This is a genomic window from Nocardiopsis nanhaiensis (assembly GCF_054778635.1).
Genome location: NZ_BAAGZJ010000020.1, coordinates 59,735 through 75,410, shown reverse-complemented (window position 1 = coordinate 75,410; position 15,676 = coordinate 59,735). Strand labels below are relative to the sequence as shown.

Genomic DNA, 15,676 nt, shown 5'->3' with positions numbered 1-15,676 from the left:
CCCTGTGCATAATTGTCACCCAGGGACAAGTTACTAATCCGTACCGTGCTAACGACACGCCGTTACGCTACCCACCTGCCCCGATACATCACCTTGGCGACCGAAACGTCGTCATTGAGCACCATGAGGTCTGCGTGTCCCCCGACCTCGAGGCGTCCGAGCCCGGTCAGGCCCAGCGCTGAAGCAGGGACCGACGACGCCGACCGTACCGCCTCCTCCAACGGCACTCCCACCGCGACCGCGTTGCGCACCGCCTGGGGCAGCACGATGGTGCTGGAGGCGATCGACCCGGTCTCCGCCACCCGGGCTTCACCGTCCTTCACCAGGACCCGCAGCTCACCTAGCGTGTACTCGCCGTCCCCCAGCCCCGTCGCCGCCATCGCGTCCGTCACCAGGGACACCCGGCCCGGGCCGGCCGCGTCGAACACCAGCTTGGCGGCGCCCGGGTGGACGTGCACGTTGTCCAGGATCAGCTCCACCGTCACCCGCTCGTCACCCAGCACCGCGGCGATCGGCCCCGGGTCCCGGTGGTTCAGGGGGCGCATTGCGTTGTAGACGTGTGTGGCCACGGTCGCACCCGCGTCGATCGCCTCGCGGGTCCGCTCGTAGCTGGCCTCGGTGTGCCCGACCGCCGCGACCACCCCGGAAGAACGCGCCGCCCGGATCAGTTCCAGGGCGCCGGGCAGTTCCGGCGCCACGGTGATCATCCGGACATGGCCCCGCCCGGCCTTCAGCCAGGCGTCGAACTCCGCGGTGTCCGGGTCGCGCAGCAGCTCGGGGTCGTGCGCCCCGCACTTGGAGCGGGCGATGAACGGGCCCTCCAAGTAGATTCCGGCCAGTTCTCCCGAGTCGCACAGGTCGGCCAGCGCCGAGACCTGGCGGAGCGTGTCCTCGGGGGTGGCCGCGACCAGGCCGCCGACCATGGACGTCACCCCGGCCCTGCGGTTGAAGGCCAGGATCTCCCGTACCCCCTCCGGGTCGGCCTCGGTGAAAGCATGCCCGGTGCCGCCGTGGATGTGCGTGTCGACCAGGCCCGGCGCGACGAGGCCTCCGCCGACGTCGTGCACGTCGCCCGTGCCGGGGTCACCGGTGCCGAGTCCGGCCACCGCGCCGTTCTCGATCCGGACCCACCCTTCGTGGATGCCGTCGGGGGTCACGACGCGCGCGCCGGTCAGGGTGAGGGGTGTCTGGGCCATAGGTGGGGTTCTCCCTGTGTCTGGGGCCGCCCGAGGTCGGGCGCTGGCCTCCGTGTGTCGTAAATTACAGCCGTGTGACCGGGCGGTTCGGAGGGGCTCGTCCGCGCGTCCGCCAGGCCGCGTATGCCCAGCAGAACGGCGTGATCCCGCTCCCTGGGACAGTTGTCCGCGAGGTGGACCGGCCCGCGAGGGGCCGCCGATCCGCGAGGAGAGGCGCCGGCACACATTGACGATAGCGGTCGGAGCGCTTCATTATGGAGGCATGTCCGCCGGTGAGCTGCTTGTCCAGCGCCTGCACGTCGATCTGAGACAGCAGGCGAGCGCGCTCTGTCGTAGCTAGCGCTTTGCGGGGCCCGCGCCCCGCGCCACGGGTATGTCCCGTGCCTCAGTGCCCTTACGCAGACACCGGACGCTCATCTCTCCCAACTGGGTCCCGGACCTTCAACCGGTCCGTATGAGCACCCCCGCATGAGCCGCCGCACACGAGCCCAGGACGACGAAGTCCCGCTCCGCCCCGGTTCATGGGGAACAACGGTCCTCCTCCGGTGTCAACGATTCCGATCACCGCCCCCCGTGTTCCTTCCGGTCGATCCCGGCTCGCTCTGACCGAACCCAGGAGTTCTTCGCATGACTCGCTTCACCGTGCTCGTCGCCGCTCCCCAGTCCCGCTCCTCCGTGCACACCGCCGCCCTGCGCGCCGCCTCCGAGGTCGCCGCCCGTGCCGGTGTCACGTCGGAGCCCGAGATCATCGACCTCGCCGAAATCGGCGCGGACCTGCTCACCGACTCCGCCCCGTCCGTCACCGACGCCTTGGAGAAGGTCGGCCGGAGCGACGTGCTCCTGGTGGCCTCGCCGCAGGTGCACGGAACCTACACCGGCCTGCTCAAGGTGTTCCTCGACCGCCTGCCCGAGCTGGGCCTGGGCCACACGGTCGCGGTCCCGCTGTCCGTCGTCGAGGACCTGCGCAACAGCCACGGCATCGAGGAGGACCTCCGCGTCCTCCTGGCCGACCTGGGTGCCTGGGTCGCCGAGCCGGGCCTGATCCTGGCCGCCGACGAGACCCATCAGCCCGAGAAGGTCGTGCGCGCCTGGGCCGAGTTGGCCGCTCCCGGCCTGCGCGAGGCCGTGTCGGTCGCTGCCTAGGCGCCGGTACCCGGTGCATCGCACGCAGGGCCCGCGTCCGAGAGTGTTCGGGCGCGGGCCCTCGGCCGTTCCGGGGCCCGCCCAGCAGGGCCTACCCGGCCGTTCCGGGGGCCTGCTCGGCCTTGGCGTTGGCGTCATGCCCGCGCAGCCTGCTCGTGTCGGCTTCGGCTTGGGCCACGTTGCCGCGGACCAGGACCACGACCACCAGTGTCAGCGCGAAACCGCCGACGCGCAGCGCCAGCGTGAGCGGGTCCTCGGGCAGCCGCTCGCCGAAGAGGATGGTGCCGACCACCACGACGAACACGTTGCCGACCACGTTGGCCACCGGCGCCGTGATGGAGGCGCGGGAGCGCTGCAGCGAGGTCTGGAAGAGCACGATGCCCACCGCCCAGCCCAGCGCGTACAGGTAGGGGTAGGGCGACAGTAGCGCCGGGACGATGGCTTGCCAGAAGCCGTTGTCGGCGAGCAGCCCGCCCAGCCCCTTGCCCTGGAGCCCGGCGCTGCCCTGTGCGAGGCCGGCGGCCGCGCCCATCGCGGCTGCGGACACGTACTTGCCCCGGCCCCCGGCGAAACCCATCGCGGCGACGCAGGCGACCACGGTGACCACGCTGACGGTGATCAGCAACGGGGTGTTCGCGCTGGTTCCGGTCTCCGAACCGTCAACGGTGGACAGGCTGAGTAGACCCAGCGCCACCGGCATGATGCCCAGTGCCACGTATTCGCCCTTGGTGATCCGCTCACCCATCACCAGCGTGATGACCAGCAGCATGGTGGCCACACCGGCGGCGAAGGCCGGTTGGGCCACCGAAACCGGGGCCAGGCCGAGGGAGACGATCAGGCCCACGCTGCCCAGCGCGGCGAAGAAGCAGCCGAACACCCACCGCGGATTACCCAGCAGTACCCTGGCGAGGTGGAGGGGCCGGTTGATCGAGATCGACTCGGAGCCGTGCAGCGCACGCTGTTCCACGGTCAGGCCGATCGTGTAGACCACTGCGGAGAGCAGCGCGACCAGGAGTCCGATCACGAGGAGGGGGCCTTTCGGCTCGGTACTGCGCGGCCCAACCGGGCCAGAAGGTTGACGGTCACCATATAACCAGTTCTAGTCTGGTCTGGCGAGCGTCTACCCCCTGGTCGCTCTACTGGGGGCAATGGTGCTCCGCTGCCGAACAGGAACTTGTAACTACCCGCATGGCGGCGGCGAGAGATGGGGCACCGTGCAGGACTCTGGAGAGGACGCCAGTTCCGAGGACGAGGACGTCCCCGGCGGCGACACCCCCGGGACCGGGGCCGCCGTCGAGCCGGAGGCCCCGGTGCGGGAAGACCGGTCCGCGCGGCAACGCCGATGGTGGACCGCTGACCACTGGCGCGGCCTCACCTGGCGCGATCTCGCCGCGCGGCGGCCCCGCTCCCGCTTCGAACCCGGGCCGCTGGGACTGCTCGGCGTCATGCTCTCCGCCATGGCCGTCACCCTGCTGCTCCTCCAGACCGGCTCCGGAGGGCTGAGCGGTGAAGAGGGCGAAGGCGCCGACGGCCCCGTCTCCGTCCCCGGCCCTCCTGACGGGGAGCTGCGGATCATGCTGGTGGGCAGTTCCATCACCCAGGGCAAAAGCGGCGACCACACCTGGCGCTACCGCCTGTGGTCGCACCTCTCGGACCAGGAAGTGGACTTCGACCTCGTCGGGCCCCATGACGACCTGTACTCCCTCGAGGACGAGGAGTCCGGCGACCACAGCTACGCCGAACCCGATTTCGACACGGACCACGCCGCCCGCTGGGGTGCCACCGCCCAAGACCTGTCCGATGACATCGCCCAGGTGGCCGCCGAGTACGAACCCCACTACGTGCTTTTGCTCGCCGGTACCGAGGACATCCTGGCCGGAGGCGGAGCCGATCACGCTTTGGACGGCATCGCCGAGACCGTCTCCACGGTCCGCGTGGTCATCGACGACGCCCGCTTCGTGGTCGGTGAGCTGCCCGCTGTGGAGGGCACAGAGGACGACGACCGGGCCAACGACGAGATCGGCCAGTTCAACATGGGCCTGGTCGATCTCGCCGGACAGCTCGCTTCGGAGACCTCGCCCATGGTCGTCGCCCAGGTCGCGGAGGACTACGACCCAGCCCGCGACAACCGGGACGCCACCAACCCCAATGTCCAGGGTGAGCACAGGATCGCCGCGGCCTTCGCCGACGCACTGGCCACACCGCTGGGGGTGGGGGAGGAGTATCCGAGGCCGCTGCCCGACCTTGCCGCGGAGCAGCTCGACGCCCCCGAGCCCGACTATGAGGAGACCGGTGACGGTCTGCTGGTCACGTGGGACGACGTGCCGGGAGCCACCGACTACCAAGTGGTGCAGCGCAGGGTGGAGCCGGAACCGGACGACGCCATGGTGGTGCCCGCCGACGTCGAGAGCGACGGCGATGAACGCTCCCTGACGGTGGGGTCGCTCCTCAGCGGGGCCCGCTACGAGTTCGTCGTGGTCCCCTTCCGGGGCGGCGACGAGGGAACCGGGTCCGAGCCCCTCCAAGTGGCGTGGGACGACGACCCGCCGTCGGGCCCCTCCTGGGTACGGGTTCTCGACGACGGGGCTGCCGTGCAGTGGGAGGACGTGGAGGAGGCCGGGCACTACGAAGTGTGGGCCCGGCGGCTGGAGTGCCGGGAGACAGACGACCTCCGCAGGCCTCGGGAACCCCAGGACGGGGCTTCCACGGCCGACCACGAGGACGCCCCGGCAGACGGCGAGGAGACACCGCGGCCGACACCGTCGGAGCCTCCGCCCTCACTCGATCCGCCGGACGGTCCCGACGAACCCGCCAGTCCCGACCCCCCGAGCGGGCCGGACTGTGTGCCCGTGGACGGTGACGGCCCGGGTGAGGGGGACGGCTGGCACACGCTCGGCTCCGCCGGTGAGAGCACGAGCTGGGACGTCACGGTCTCCGGTCCGCACGAGATCGTGATCCGCTCGTACCGCGACTACGTCGAGGGCGGGTATTCCGGCAGCGTCTACCTCGCGGGCCGCTGATGGGCCCCCTCTCCCGCTGGTTGCCTTGGGCGGTGGGACTGGTCGCGGCGGTGCTCGCGTTGGGCCCCGCCCTCGGCCCCGGTTACGTACTCCGCTACGACATGCTCTTCGTCCCCGACCTGTCGCTGGCATCCGTGCTGGCCGGTGCCGACGGGTTTCCGCGGGCCATTCCGAGTGACGCCGTTGTGGCGGCGCTGTCCCTCGTCCTGCCGGGCCATGTGGTGCAGACCCTCGCCCTGCTGGCGGTGTTCACCTTGGGTGCGGCGGGTGCCTTCCGGCTGATGACGCGGCTGGTGTGCGCCACGGGACCGGTGCCCGCGGCCGTGGTGGCGGCGGGTGCGGCCGCCGGGGTCGCCTACGTCTGGAACCCGTTCGTGGCCGAGCGCCTGCTCCTGGGACAGTGGGCGGTTCTGCTGGGTTACGCCGGGCTGCCGTGGGCACTGCTGGCGGTGGTCCGGATGGCTTCCGCACGACCCCTGGCGGGCCTGGCCGGGCTGGTGTGCTCGCTGGTTCCCGCGGCGATCGGGGGGTTTTCCTCCGTGCTGCTGACCGCTCTCACCACGGGTCCGCAGGTCCTGGCCGGGCCGCACCGGTGGCGCTGCGCCGGGCTGCTCGCGCTAGGCCTGGTCCTGGTGTCCCTGCCGTGGCTGGTCCCTTCGCTCTCCAGCGGCGCGGCCACGGACCCTGCTGGGGTGGAGGCCTTCGCGGCCCGAGCGGACACTCCCTTCGGTGTCCTCGGGTCCCTGGTGGCGCTGGGCGGAGTGTGGAACGCGGGCGCGGTGCCGCCCGGTTACGGCGAACCGGTGACGGCGCTGGCGCGGTTGCTGCTGTGCGCGGTGGCGCTCCTCGGTTGGGCGTGGTGGCTGCTGCGCTCCCGCCCGGCCGTAGGCGCGGGGCTGTCGGTGTCGGCGGCGGTGGGCTTCGGTATCGCGGTCCTGGGGGTGTTCGCTCCGGGGCAGGACCTGTTGGCCGCCCTGATCGAAGTGTGGCCGGGCTTCGGTCCACTGCGCGACGGCCAGCTGTACCTCGCGCCGCTCTCCCTGGTTCAGGCTCTCGGTCTGGGCGCGGTGGTGCTGTGGTTGTTGCGGGCGCTGCCGGGCCGTGCCGGGACGGATCCCGTTTCCCCGGGCCGGACCGAGCCGAACCATGGCCTGCCGGGCCGGGGGAAGCCCTCGGGGGTGCCTCTGTGGCGTGCGGTGGCCGTGGTGTTCTCTGTGTGCGCGCCCGTGGTGGTGCTGCCGGGCCTGTTGTGGGGTGCGGGCGGCAGACTGGCCCCGGTGGAGTACCCGGAGGCCTGGCTGGCGGCACAGGAGGCGGTGGCCGCGGACGATCGCTCTGGCGCGGTGCTGGTGCTGCCGTGGAGCGCCTATCGCGGCCTGGAGTGGTCCGGTGAGCCGGAGGTGGTGCTCGACCCGGCGACCAAACTGTTCGACCGCCGCACCCTCTGGAACGACGACCTGAGCGTCGGTACGCCGGACGGCGGAGCGGTCGTGGTGACCGGTGAGGACGCCCGAGCCCGTGAGGCGGCCGCGCTGCTCGAACCGGACCCCGAAACCGGCCTGCCCGCGGCGGCGGCCGACCGCCCCGACGACCTCGCGGAGCTCTTGGGTGGCCTGGGGGTGCGGTACGTGGCGGTGTCGGCCGCGGTTGATAACCGGTTCTGGTCTGCCGCCGAGGGTTTGTCACCGGTGGTCGAAGACTCCGACTTGACCCTGTTGGAAGTGCAGGAACAGCACATCAATGGGAACAAAGACGACATTTTGGGCTTGGAAGTTACCGGGGGGTTAGTTACAGTTGGGGCAATCATCTGGTCTATAGCTAGATCAGGTTCTAGTCTCGGGTTCCAGCGTCCCCAACCCAGACCGGACAGGGGCACGCGGAAGGAGATCCCCAAGTGATCAAAGTAATCGCCGCCTGCGTGATCGGCGCGGCTCTGGCGGGGGGTGCCACCGTGGTGGCCACCAACCTCGCCACCGAGTCGACCGCAACCGCGGAACCGGTGAACGAAACCCTCTACAACTACGGCGACCGCTAGAGCGCAACGCTCAGGGTCGCCGTGTTCGGCAGAGGGTGGGCGCCCCGCCGCCAGCGGGGCGCCTCCCTCCGACTCCCCTCGCGGCCGCATCCCCACGGCGGCCGCCCACCCCTAAAGACGTCCGGCCGAAGGGCCAGTTCGGCGTGCGCTGAGCGCTTCCCTGGAGTGCTTGCGCATCGTGCTCATTCACGTGCTGAAAGTAGTCGAACTCGGGTCCCGTGCCGGGCACCGCGCGGAAGGAGAGCGTGTGGTCTTCCAGAAGGTCCCTCACCGGGTGGAGCCCGGCCTCCCCACGATCACCCCCGCCCCGGCCGCGATTCCCGCCCCCGCTCAGGCGGAGGCCGACGACCCGGCGACCTCCGAACCCGTGACGGTGCGCGACCCGGCCGACCCCGGGCCCCGCCTCGACGGGACCCGGATCGTCATGATCAACTGGCGCGACCCCTGGCAGTCCACCGCCGGCGGGGCCGAGGAGTACGCCTGGCGCATCAGCCGCCACCTTGCCGAACGCGGCGCCATCGTCACCTTCCTGACCGGTCGGGAGCCCCACCAGGCCCGTGTCGAGACCGAGGACGGAATCGTCATCCGCCGTATGGGGGGCAAGTTCACCGTCTACCCGCGCGTGATGGCCTGGCTCGTCCTCTGGAGACGCGAATACCACCTCGCCTTCGACTGCATGAACGGCATCCCCTTCTTCTCCCGCCTCGTCCTGCGCCGCGCCACCAAGGTCGTCAGTGTGGTCCACCACGTCCACGACCTGCAGTTCAACGCCTACTTCTCTGCGCCGCTGGCTTGGTTCGGCCGCTTCGTGGAGTCCACCGTCGCCTCCCGCGTCTACCGGAACTGCACCACCGTCACGGTCTCCGAGTCCTCGCGCGCCGCCATGCGGGACAAACTCGGCTGGCGCGCGCCCATCGAGATCATCCACAACGGGGGAGTCTCCGCCCCCTCGGACCTGGCCGCCGGGCCCCCGCTGGACACCGCTCCCGCAGTGGTCAGCCTCGGCCGCCTCGTCGTGCAGAAGCGCGTCTCCAGGGTCGTCGACCTCGCCCGTTCCCTCGGCGACGAGCACCCCGGCCTGCGCGTGCACATCATTGGACGCGGTCCCGAAGGCGAACACCTCGCTGAACAGGTCGGCCGGGACGGGACCGACGACCTCGTCGACCTCCACGGATTCCTCCCCGAGGAAGACAAGAACGCGGTCCTGTCCTCCTGCCGCCTGCACGTCACCGCCTCAGAGTTCGAGGGGTGGGGGCTCACGGTCATCGAGGCCGCCCGGCTCGGCGTGCCCACCGTGGCCTACGATGTGGACGGACTTCGCGATTCGGTCCGCGACGGAGAAACCGGGTGGCTCGTCCGCGAAGGCGAGGCCCTCGAGGACGTCGTCTCCCGCGCGCTCAAGGAACTGTCCGACCCCCGGAGGGCCGAGGAGGTCCGGTGCGCTTGCCGCGCCTGGGCGTCCCAGTTCACCTGGGAGGCCAGCGGCGCGCGGATGACCCGGCTCGTCGCCGCCGAACTCGGCACCGGCACCCCCAAAGACACCCCTGACCCGGCAGCAGGCAAGAAAGCGAAGATGTGACTTCGGCGGAATCCACCGCCAGGCGTGAACCGGAGGATTCCAGAGCACCGACCGCCACCGGCGGAGTGGACGAGAAGCTGTTGGCGCGGCTCAAGGTCCTCGCGGTGTGTCTGCTCCTGGGAGCACTGGCGGCGAGCATCGACCCCGGCAGGATCGTCAGCGACACCAAAATCGACCTGACGATCAACCCACTGGGGTTCATGGAGCGTGCCCTCCACCTGTGGGACGCCTCCTACTTCGGGCAGATCCAGAACCAGGCCTACGGGTACTTCTTCCCGAACGGCCCGTTCCACCTGCTGTTCGAGGTCCTCGGCATGCCCGAGTGGCTCATCCAGCGCCTGTGGATGGCGGTCCTGCTCATCGCCGCCTTCGTCGGGACCTACAAGGTGGCCGAGGCCCTGGGCCTGGGAACGGTCAACACCCGGATCCTCGCCGGTGTCGCCTACGCGCTCGCCCCACGCGTGCTCACCCTGCTCTCGTACAACTCCGCCGAGCTGCAGCCCATGCTGCTCATGCCGTGGATCCTGCTGCCCCTCATCCTCGGCGCCAAGCACGGCTATTCGCCGGCGCGCATGGCCCTGCTCTCGGGCCTCGCCTTCCTCATGTGCGGCGGTACCAACGCCGCCTCCGAGCTGGCCGTCCTGGTCGTTCCGGGCCTCTACCTGCTCACCCGCGCGAACGGGCCGCGCAAGTGGCGGCTCATCCTCTGGTGGTCGGGCGCGCTCGTGCTCGCCGCGTTCTGGTACATCGCCCCGCTGCTCATCATGTCGCGGTACGTGTACTCGTTCATGCCCTACACCGAGGACGCCGCCGTCACCACGGGGATCACATCCCTGCTCAACTCCCTGCGCGGCACCTCCAACTGGATGGGCTTCCTGCCGGACATGGGCAACACCGCCCTGCCCTCCGGAGCCGAACTCTCCCTCACCCCTTGGCTGGTCGCGGTCACCTCGCTGGTCGCCGGGCTCGGCCTCGCGGGACTGATCAACCGGCGCACCCCCGAACGCCTCTTCCTCATCACCACCCTCCTGGTCGGCACCGCGATCGTCGTCGCGGGCTTCACCGGGGCGCTCACCGGACCCTTCGCGCCCTTCATGCGCGAGCTGTTCGACGGCGCCCTCTCGCCCTTCCGCAACATCCACAAGTTCGACGCCCTCATCCGCTTGCCCATCGTCCTCGGCCTGGCGCACCTGCCCGTCGTGGTTGCCCGGGACTGGGCCGACCGGCGCGGACCAGGGGCGGTGGTCAGGGTCAGGAAGGCGGTAGCCGGTGCCAGCGCATCCGTGTTCCTGGTGACACTCGCGCCCATCGCCACCGTCGGCATCGCGCCTCAGGGCGGATTCGAGGAGATCCCGGACTACTGGCACGAGGCCGTGGACTGGCTGGAGGACCGCAACGATGAGCGCGGCATGACCATGGCGCTGCCGGGCTCGGCCAGAGGCGAGTACGAGTGGGGCCGCCCACTGGACGAACCCATGCAACCACTGCTCTCCGGGGCCTGGACCAACCACCAGATCATCCCGTGGGGCTCCGCCGGTGTCTCCCGGATCAGCCACGAGATCGACCAGCGGGTCTCCTCGGGCCGCGGATCCGAAGGACTCGCGGACACCCTCGCGCGCCTGGGCGTCACCCACCTGGTCGTCCGGAACGACCTCCAGCGTGTGGAGAACAACGGCGGCTGGCCCGCCCGCGTCCACCAGTCGCTCCAGGGCTCGCCGGGCGTCAACGAGGTGGCCGAGTTCGGGCCGGCGGTCGGCTCCTTGGACCACCAGTCCGCCTCCCAGTGGTTCGACCAGCCCTACCCGTCCCTCAGCATCTACGAGGTCGCGGACGCCGCACCCCAGGTGGGCACGGTCCCCTCCGAGGAGGCCCTCCGGGTCACCGGCGGCCCCGAATCCGTCCTGCACATGGCCGAACAGGGCCTGGTCAACGACGACCGGCCGATCCTCCTCGGCGACGACCCCGGTGCGGAGGCCATCGCCGCCGAGGACACGATCGTGACCGACACGGTCCGCCGACGCGAGGTCGTCTACTCCGACGTGCGCCGCAATGTCTCGGCCACCATGACCGAGGACCAGGAGCTGGAACGCGGCGTCCCAGCGCCCGACATCATGGATCCCGCCTGGGAGGAGTACGTCTCCCACGCCGAGGACCAAGGCATCGCTGAGGTCACCGCCTCCACCTCCGAGGCCGGGGTCGAGGCCCGGGCCAGCGACCGGGACCCGGGCCACGCCCCGTACGCGGCCTTCGACGACGACGTCAACACCGCCTGGCGGTCCAGCGCCTTCGAGGGCGCCCTCGGCCAGTGGATCGAGGTCGAGTTCACCGAACCCCGCGATCTCAGCGGGCTGAACGTGGCCTTCGAACAGCTGCCGGGAGAGCCGCCGCCCTCGAACGTCACCCTCATCACCGACAACGGCCGGTCCGAGGCGGCCGTAGCCGAGACCGACGAACCGCAGGAGCTCAGCGCCCCGCCGGGGGAGACCAGTTCACTGCGGATCCAGGTCGACGAACTGGCCTGGGAACCGGAGTACCGCTTCGGTACCCGAGTGGGCATCACCGCGGTCTCGATCCCCGGGCTGGAGGTCTCCCGCACCCTCGACGTGCCCGGGCCGACCGACGCCGGCGGTCTGCTCTTCACCGGCTCGACGGGCACCGCACCCGGCTGCATGGAGGGTTCGCACGTGTGGGTGTGCAATCCCGAACTCGAGGTGAGCGGCGAGGACGCAAGCAAGCTCGACCGCACCTTCGAACTCTCCTCCGAGGCGGCGGCAGCGCCCCATCGGATCTCCGGGGAAGTGGTCCTCACCGATCCCCGCGAGGCGGAGAACGCCGCCAACCGGGCGAGCGGCTTCCCGCACGTCACCGGTTCCTCCACGGCTGTCCAGCACCCTGCCGCCATGGGGCGCGGCGCGCTCGACGGCGAGGAGAGCACGGTCTGGTATCCGGACCCGGAGGAGAAGAACCCCTGGCTCGACATCGAGCTGGGCAGCCAGACCACCGTGGACCACATGGAGGTCGACTTCCCCAGGGCGGACAGCGTCATGCGGCCGATCAAGGTGACGGTCGAGGGCGATGACACCGTCCGCGAGGGCTGGCTCGACGGTAGCGGAAGGGTCGACTTCGCCGAGCTGACCGCCTCGTCCCTGCGGGTCACCTTCGAGCGTCCCGAGGGCCAGGCCCTGGAGATCGGCAGCATCGATCTGCCCGGTGTGCCCGCGGTGGACCCGCTCCCCGAAGGAGACGCCTCCACGACCTGCGGGCTCGGCCCCGCCCTGAGGGTCAACGACCAGCGGGTGGAGACCCGCATCAACGACGGCACCCTCGAGGACCAGCTCACCGGTGGAACCGTGGGTTACGAGACCTGTACCGACCTGGAGTTGACCGAGGGAGAGAACCACGTCGTCGTCGACCCGGGCAACCGGTACCAGGTGCGCTCGGCGCTGGTGGAGTCCACCGACGAGGGGATCGCCGAACGTCCGGCCGTCGATATGGCCGAGGTCGACACCCTCCACTCGTGGGGGGCGAGCGAGCGCAGCTTCGACGTGGAAGCCGACGAGGACAGCCTGCTCGTGGTCAACGAGAACTTCAACGACGGCTGGGAGGCCACGGTCGAGGGCGGCGACGGTCCGCTGGAGCCGGTGCGCTTGGAAGGCTGGAAGCAGGCCTGGGAGCTGCCGGAGGGCACCGCAGGCACCGTCACCCTGAACTACACCCCGGACACCGTCTACCACCGCGTGCTGGCCGTGGGAGGGGTGCTGGCGACCCTGCTCGTGGTCCTGGCCCTGTGGCCCCGCCGCTGGCTGCCCGGCGCGAAGCGGACGGCCTCCGAACCATCGCGCGGGGCGCGCGACCTGCCCGAGGCGGGGTCCGGTTGGCTGTCGCGCCGGGCAGTGCTGCCGCTCGGCCTGGCCTACGGGGTGTGGATCGCCGGCTGGGCCGGTGCGGCCGTGGTCGGCGCGATCCTCCTGGCCATCTGGTGGCTGGCGCGCCGGGCACCCAGCGGACTGCGCCACGCGAAACCGGGCAAGCCCTCCATGGGCGGGCGGATGCTGCCGCACCTGGCCGGTCCCTGGGTGGTCACGGTCTCGCTGGCCCTGGCCGGACTCACGTCGGCCGCGGGGACGTACCTGGCCCTGCACATGCCCTTCCACGACGTCACGGAGACCTTCGGGACGGCTCTGCGCACATGGGTTCCGCAGATCCTGTGCCTGCCCGCGATGGCCCGACTCGTGCTCGCCCTCGGCCAGCGCGGGGAGGAGGACGAACCGCCCTCCGCGGAGCAGTCCTCAGCTGGCGCGACCACGAGCGTCGCCGACGAGGGGCCTGCACCCGCCGAGCGGAGGCCCGGAGCCGACCCTGACACGGACGGAGATCCGGACCAGGAGCTGGACGGGGAACCGGACCGGGACCCGGACGGCAACCCGCTCCGAGACCCGGACGAAGAGCCGGGCGGGGCCTGGCACGACGTCGAGGAGGTCCGCAGGTGAGTATGGTCTCGCAGGTCGGACGGGCTCCCGACAAGGAAGTGGAGCCCTGGCGCCCGGACCGGGTGCGCCGCCTCCCCAAGGGGACCTTCCTGGTTGCGGCTGGCGCGTTCCTGATCACCCTGGCGCTGTTGCTGCCCCTCTACGTACACGACCGGGTCGTTCTGCTGCCGGCGGAGGCCTCCTTCGACCTGACCATGGTCGACGACGAGGCCAGCTATCTCGACACCTCCACCTGGACCCCGGTGGAGAGCGCGGAACTGTCGCGCACCACCCGGGTGGACGCCACCGCGCACGGCTCGGACTGGGCGGCTTGGGAGATGACGGTGAACTCCTCCGTCGCCGAGGAGGTCATCGACCACTGGAGCCGTCGCGTCATCGTCAACCGGGAGACCGCGCGCGCGGTCAACTGCTGCGGCGAGCACGTCGACGGTGACCGCGCGGTCCGCCAAGCGGGGCTGGTGCTCAACTGGCCGCCCGGGGTGTCCGAGGACGACCACTCCTTCTACGACGCCGAAGTGCGCGCCGCTCCCTCGGTCGAGTTCACGGGCGAGGACGAGGTCGCCGGGCTGGCGGTACGCGAGTACACCCAGCACGTCGAGTCCACTCAGGTGCCCGAGTCCGCCCGGGACGTCCCCACCGCCCTGTTCCAATCGGGAGCCGAGGGCACGGTCAGCGCGACGCGCTGGATGGAGGCCGAGCGCACCTTCTGGGTCGAGCCGCGTACCGGCACCGTGGTGAACATGGACGAGCACCGGATAGAGAGCCTGCGGCCGCAGAACGGTTCCGGCGAGGTGGCCCTGATCGACGCCGAGCTCACCCTGGACGACGGGCATGTCTCCGGCCTCACCCAACAGGCCAGGGCCCGCTCCCTGCTGCTCCAGGGCCTGGACGTCTGGGCTCCCTGGAGCCTGGGACCGCTCGGCGCGGTCATGGTCCTCGCCGGATTCCTGAAGGCTTGGCGGGCCCGGCCCTCCGGAGGAGAGGGCGCCGCGCCGGAAAGCGCCTCGGCGGAGAACTCCGCACCCGAGAGGGCTGAGGCTGTCGATGCCACGCCCGAGAGAGCCGGGGCCGCCGACGCCGCGCACGAGGGGAGCTGACGAGCGCGATCCGGGCCCGCGGCGTAGAATTCGGCGCATGTGCGGTCGTTATGCCCAGTCCAGGAACGTGGACCAGCTGCAGTTCGCCTTCGACCTCCCCGAGGAGACCCTGGGGGAGCAGGGCGAACCGCGTGCCTGGCCGCCCTTGGACGAGGTGGGGCCGGACTACAACATCTCGCCTGGCCGCACCGTCTACGCCGTGCTCGGCCCGCCCCCGAAAGCGGACGTCGCGGGGGAGCAGGGGCCGCGATCCCTGCACACGCTGCGCTGGGGGCTCGTGCCCTCCTGGGCCAAGGACCGCAACATCGGCTACCGGATGATCAACGCGCGGAGCGAGACCGTCGCGGACAAGCCCGCCTTCCGGGCTGCCTACCGGCGCCGCCGCTGCCTGCTGCCGGCCGACGCCTACTACGAGTGGCAGCTGGTCAACAAGGACGGCACCGCCTCGGCCAGTACGTCGCCCGCCACCGACCCCCAGCACAAGAAGCGCAAGTCCAAGGCGGACAAGAAGCCGTACTCCATCCACTACTCCGACGGAGAGCCGCTCGCTCTGGCCGGGATCTTCGAGCGCTGGCGGGACCCCGAGGTGCCGGACGAGGACGATCCCGCCGCCTGGCTCTGGTCCTGCGCCGTCATCACCACCGAGGCCGCGCCCGATCTCGCGCACATCCACGAGCGCATGCCGGTCGTGGTGCCCGCCGACGGCTGGTCCTCCTGGCTCGACCCCGCCTCGGGCCCCGACGACCTGGCCCACCTGATGGCGCGGACTCCGGTGGACCGGTTCGCGGTCGACGAGGTCTCCACTGACGTCAACAGCATCAAGAACAATCGTCCTGACCTGCTGGAGCCCGTCGCCGCTGGGGGATCTGACGAAACGGAGACACTTTTCTGACTCCTGTGTGGGTGGACAGGCCGGGGGACGGCCTGTGTATGGTGTGCGAGGCCACAGGGGAGTGCTAACCCCACGGCTTCGGGCCGGGCGTATCGCCCGCCCAAACCGCACGGACGTGCGCACATGTGAATACGAAACGCGGGAGCTCGCGCCTTGGCGGGCTGAGAGGGCGACTCGACGGTGTCGCCGACCGCAGAACCTGTTCGGGTAATTCCGACGTAGGG

Annotated in this window: 10 protein-coding genes; 8 read left to right on the top strand and 2 right to left on the bottom strand. The window is 70.7% G+C overall.

The window, feature by feature from the left end:
• Nucleotides 1-62: 62 nt before the first annotated feature.
• Nucleotides 63-1,196: an N-acetylglucosamine-6-phosphate deacetylase gene (gene nagA / locus ACYVD1_RS12245; RefSeq protein ID WP_460771534.1), complete on the bottom strand. Its 1,134-nt coding sequence runs from the start codon at nt 1,194-1,196 to the stop codon at nt 63-65.
• Nucleotides 1,197-1,823: 627 nt separating this feature from the next.
• Here nagA and ACYVD1_RS12240 point away from each other — a divergent pair.
• Nucleotides 1,824-2,339, top strand: coding sequence for an NADPH-dependent FMN reductase (locus tag ACYVD1_RS12240; RefSeq protein ID WP_460771532.1), 516 nt, complete (start codon nt 1,824-1,826; stop codon nt 2,337-2,339).
• Nucleotides 2,340-2,430: 91 nt separating this feature from the next.
• Here ACYVD1_RS12240 and ACYVD1_RS12235 read toward each other — a convergent pair whose 3' ends face one another.
• Nucleotides 2,431-3,363, bottom strand: coding sequence for a hypothetical protein (locus ACYVD1_RS12235; protein ID WP_460771530.1), 933 nt, complete (start codon nt 3,361-3,363; stop codon nt 2,431-2,433).
• Between the two features lie 190 nt (nt 3,364-3,553).
• Here ACYVD1_RS12235 and ACYVD1_RS12230 point away from each other — a divergent pair, with 190 nt between their 5' ends.
• From ACYVD1_RS12230 to ACYVD1_RS12200, 7 genes are all read left to right on the top strand, one after another.
• The gene (locus ACYVD1_RS12230) at nt 3,554-5,359 is read left to right on the top strand and encodes a GDSL family lipase (protein WP_460771528.1); all 1,806 of its coding nucleotides are present in this window, start codon (nt 3,554-3,556) and stop codon (nt 5,357-5,359) included.
• Entirely contained in the window at nt 5,359-7,257 is a 1,899-nt protein-coding gene (locus tag ACYVD1_RS12225; protein WP_460771526.1) for a hypothetical protein, read from the top strand. The genes ACYVD1_RS12230 and ACYVD1_RS12225 overlap by 1 nt, the downstream gene beginning before the upstream one ends.
• Nucleotides 7,254-7,394, top strand: a complete 141-nt coding sequence (locus ACYVD1_RS12220; RefSeq protein ID WP_017542507.1) for a hypothetical protein — start codon at nt 7,254-7,256, stop codon at nt 7,392-7,394. Before ACYVD1_RS12225 ends, ACYVD1_RS12220 begins: the two co-directional genes overlap by 4 nt.
• A gap of 247 nt (nt 7,395-7,641) precedes the next feature.
• On the top strand, nt 7,642-8,973 hold the full coding sequence (locus ACYVD1_RS12215; protein ID WP_460771523.1) for a glycosyltransferase family 4 protein: 1,332 nt from the start codon (nt 7,642-7,644) through the stop codon (nt 8,971-8,973).
• Entirely contained in the window at nt 8,970-13,463 is a 4,494-nt protein-coding gene (locus tag ACYVD1_RS12210) for an alpha-(1->3)-arabinofuranosyltransferase (RefSeq protein WP_460771520.1), read from the top strand. Before ACYVD1_RS12215 ends, ACYVD1_RS12210 begins: the two co-directional genes overlap by 4 nt.
• Nucleotides 13,460-14,560: a PorA family protein gene (locus ACYVD1_RS12205; protein WP_460771517.1), complete on the top strand. Its 1,101-nt coding sequence runs from the start codon at nt 13,460-13,462 to the stop codon at nt 14,558-14,560. Before ACYVD1_RS12210 ends, ACYVD1_RS12205 begins: the two co-directional genes overlap by 4 nt.
• 37 nt (nt 14,561-14,597) lie before the next feature.
• Nucleotides 14,598-15,452 carry an SOS response-associated peptidase gene (locus ACYVD1_RS12200; protein ID WP_460771514.1) on the top strand — a complete coding sequence of 285 codons (855 nt, stop codon included), beginning with the start codon at nt 14,598-14,600 and terminating at the stop codon, nt 15,450-15,452.
• Nucleotides 15,453-15,676: the final 224 nt, after the last annotated feature.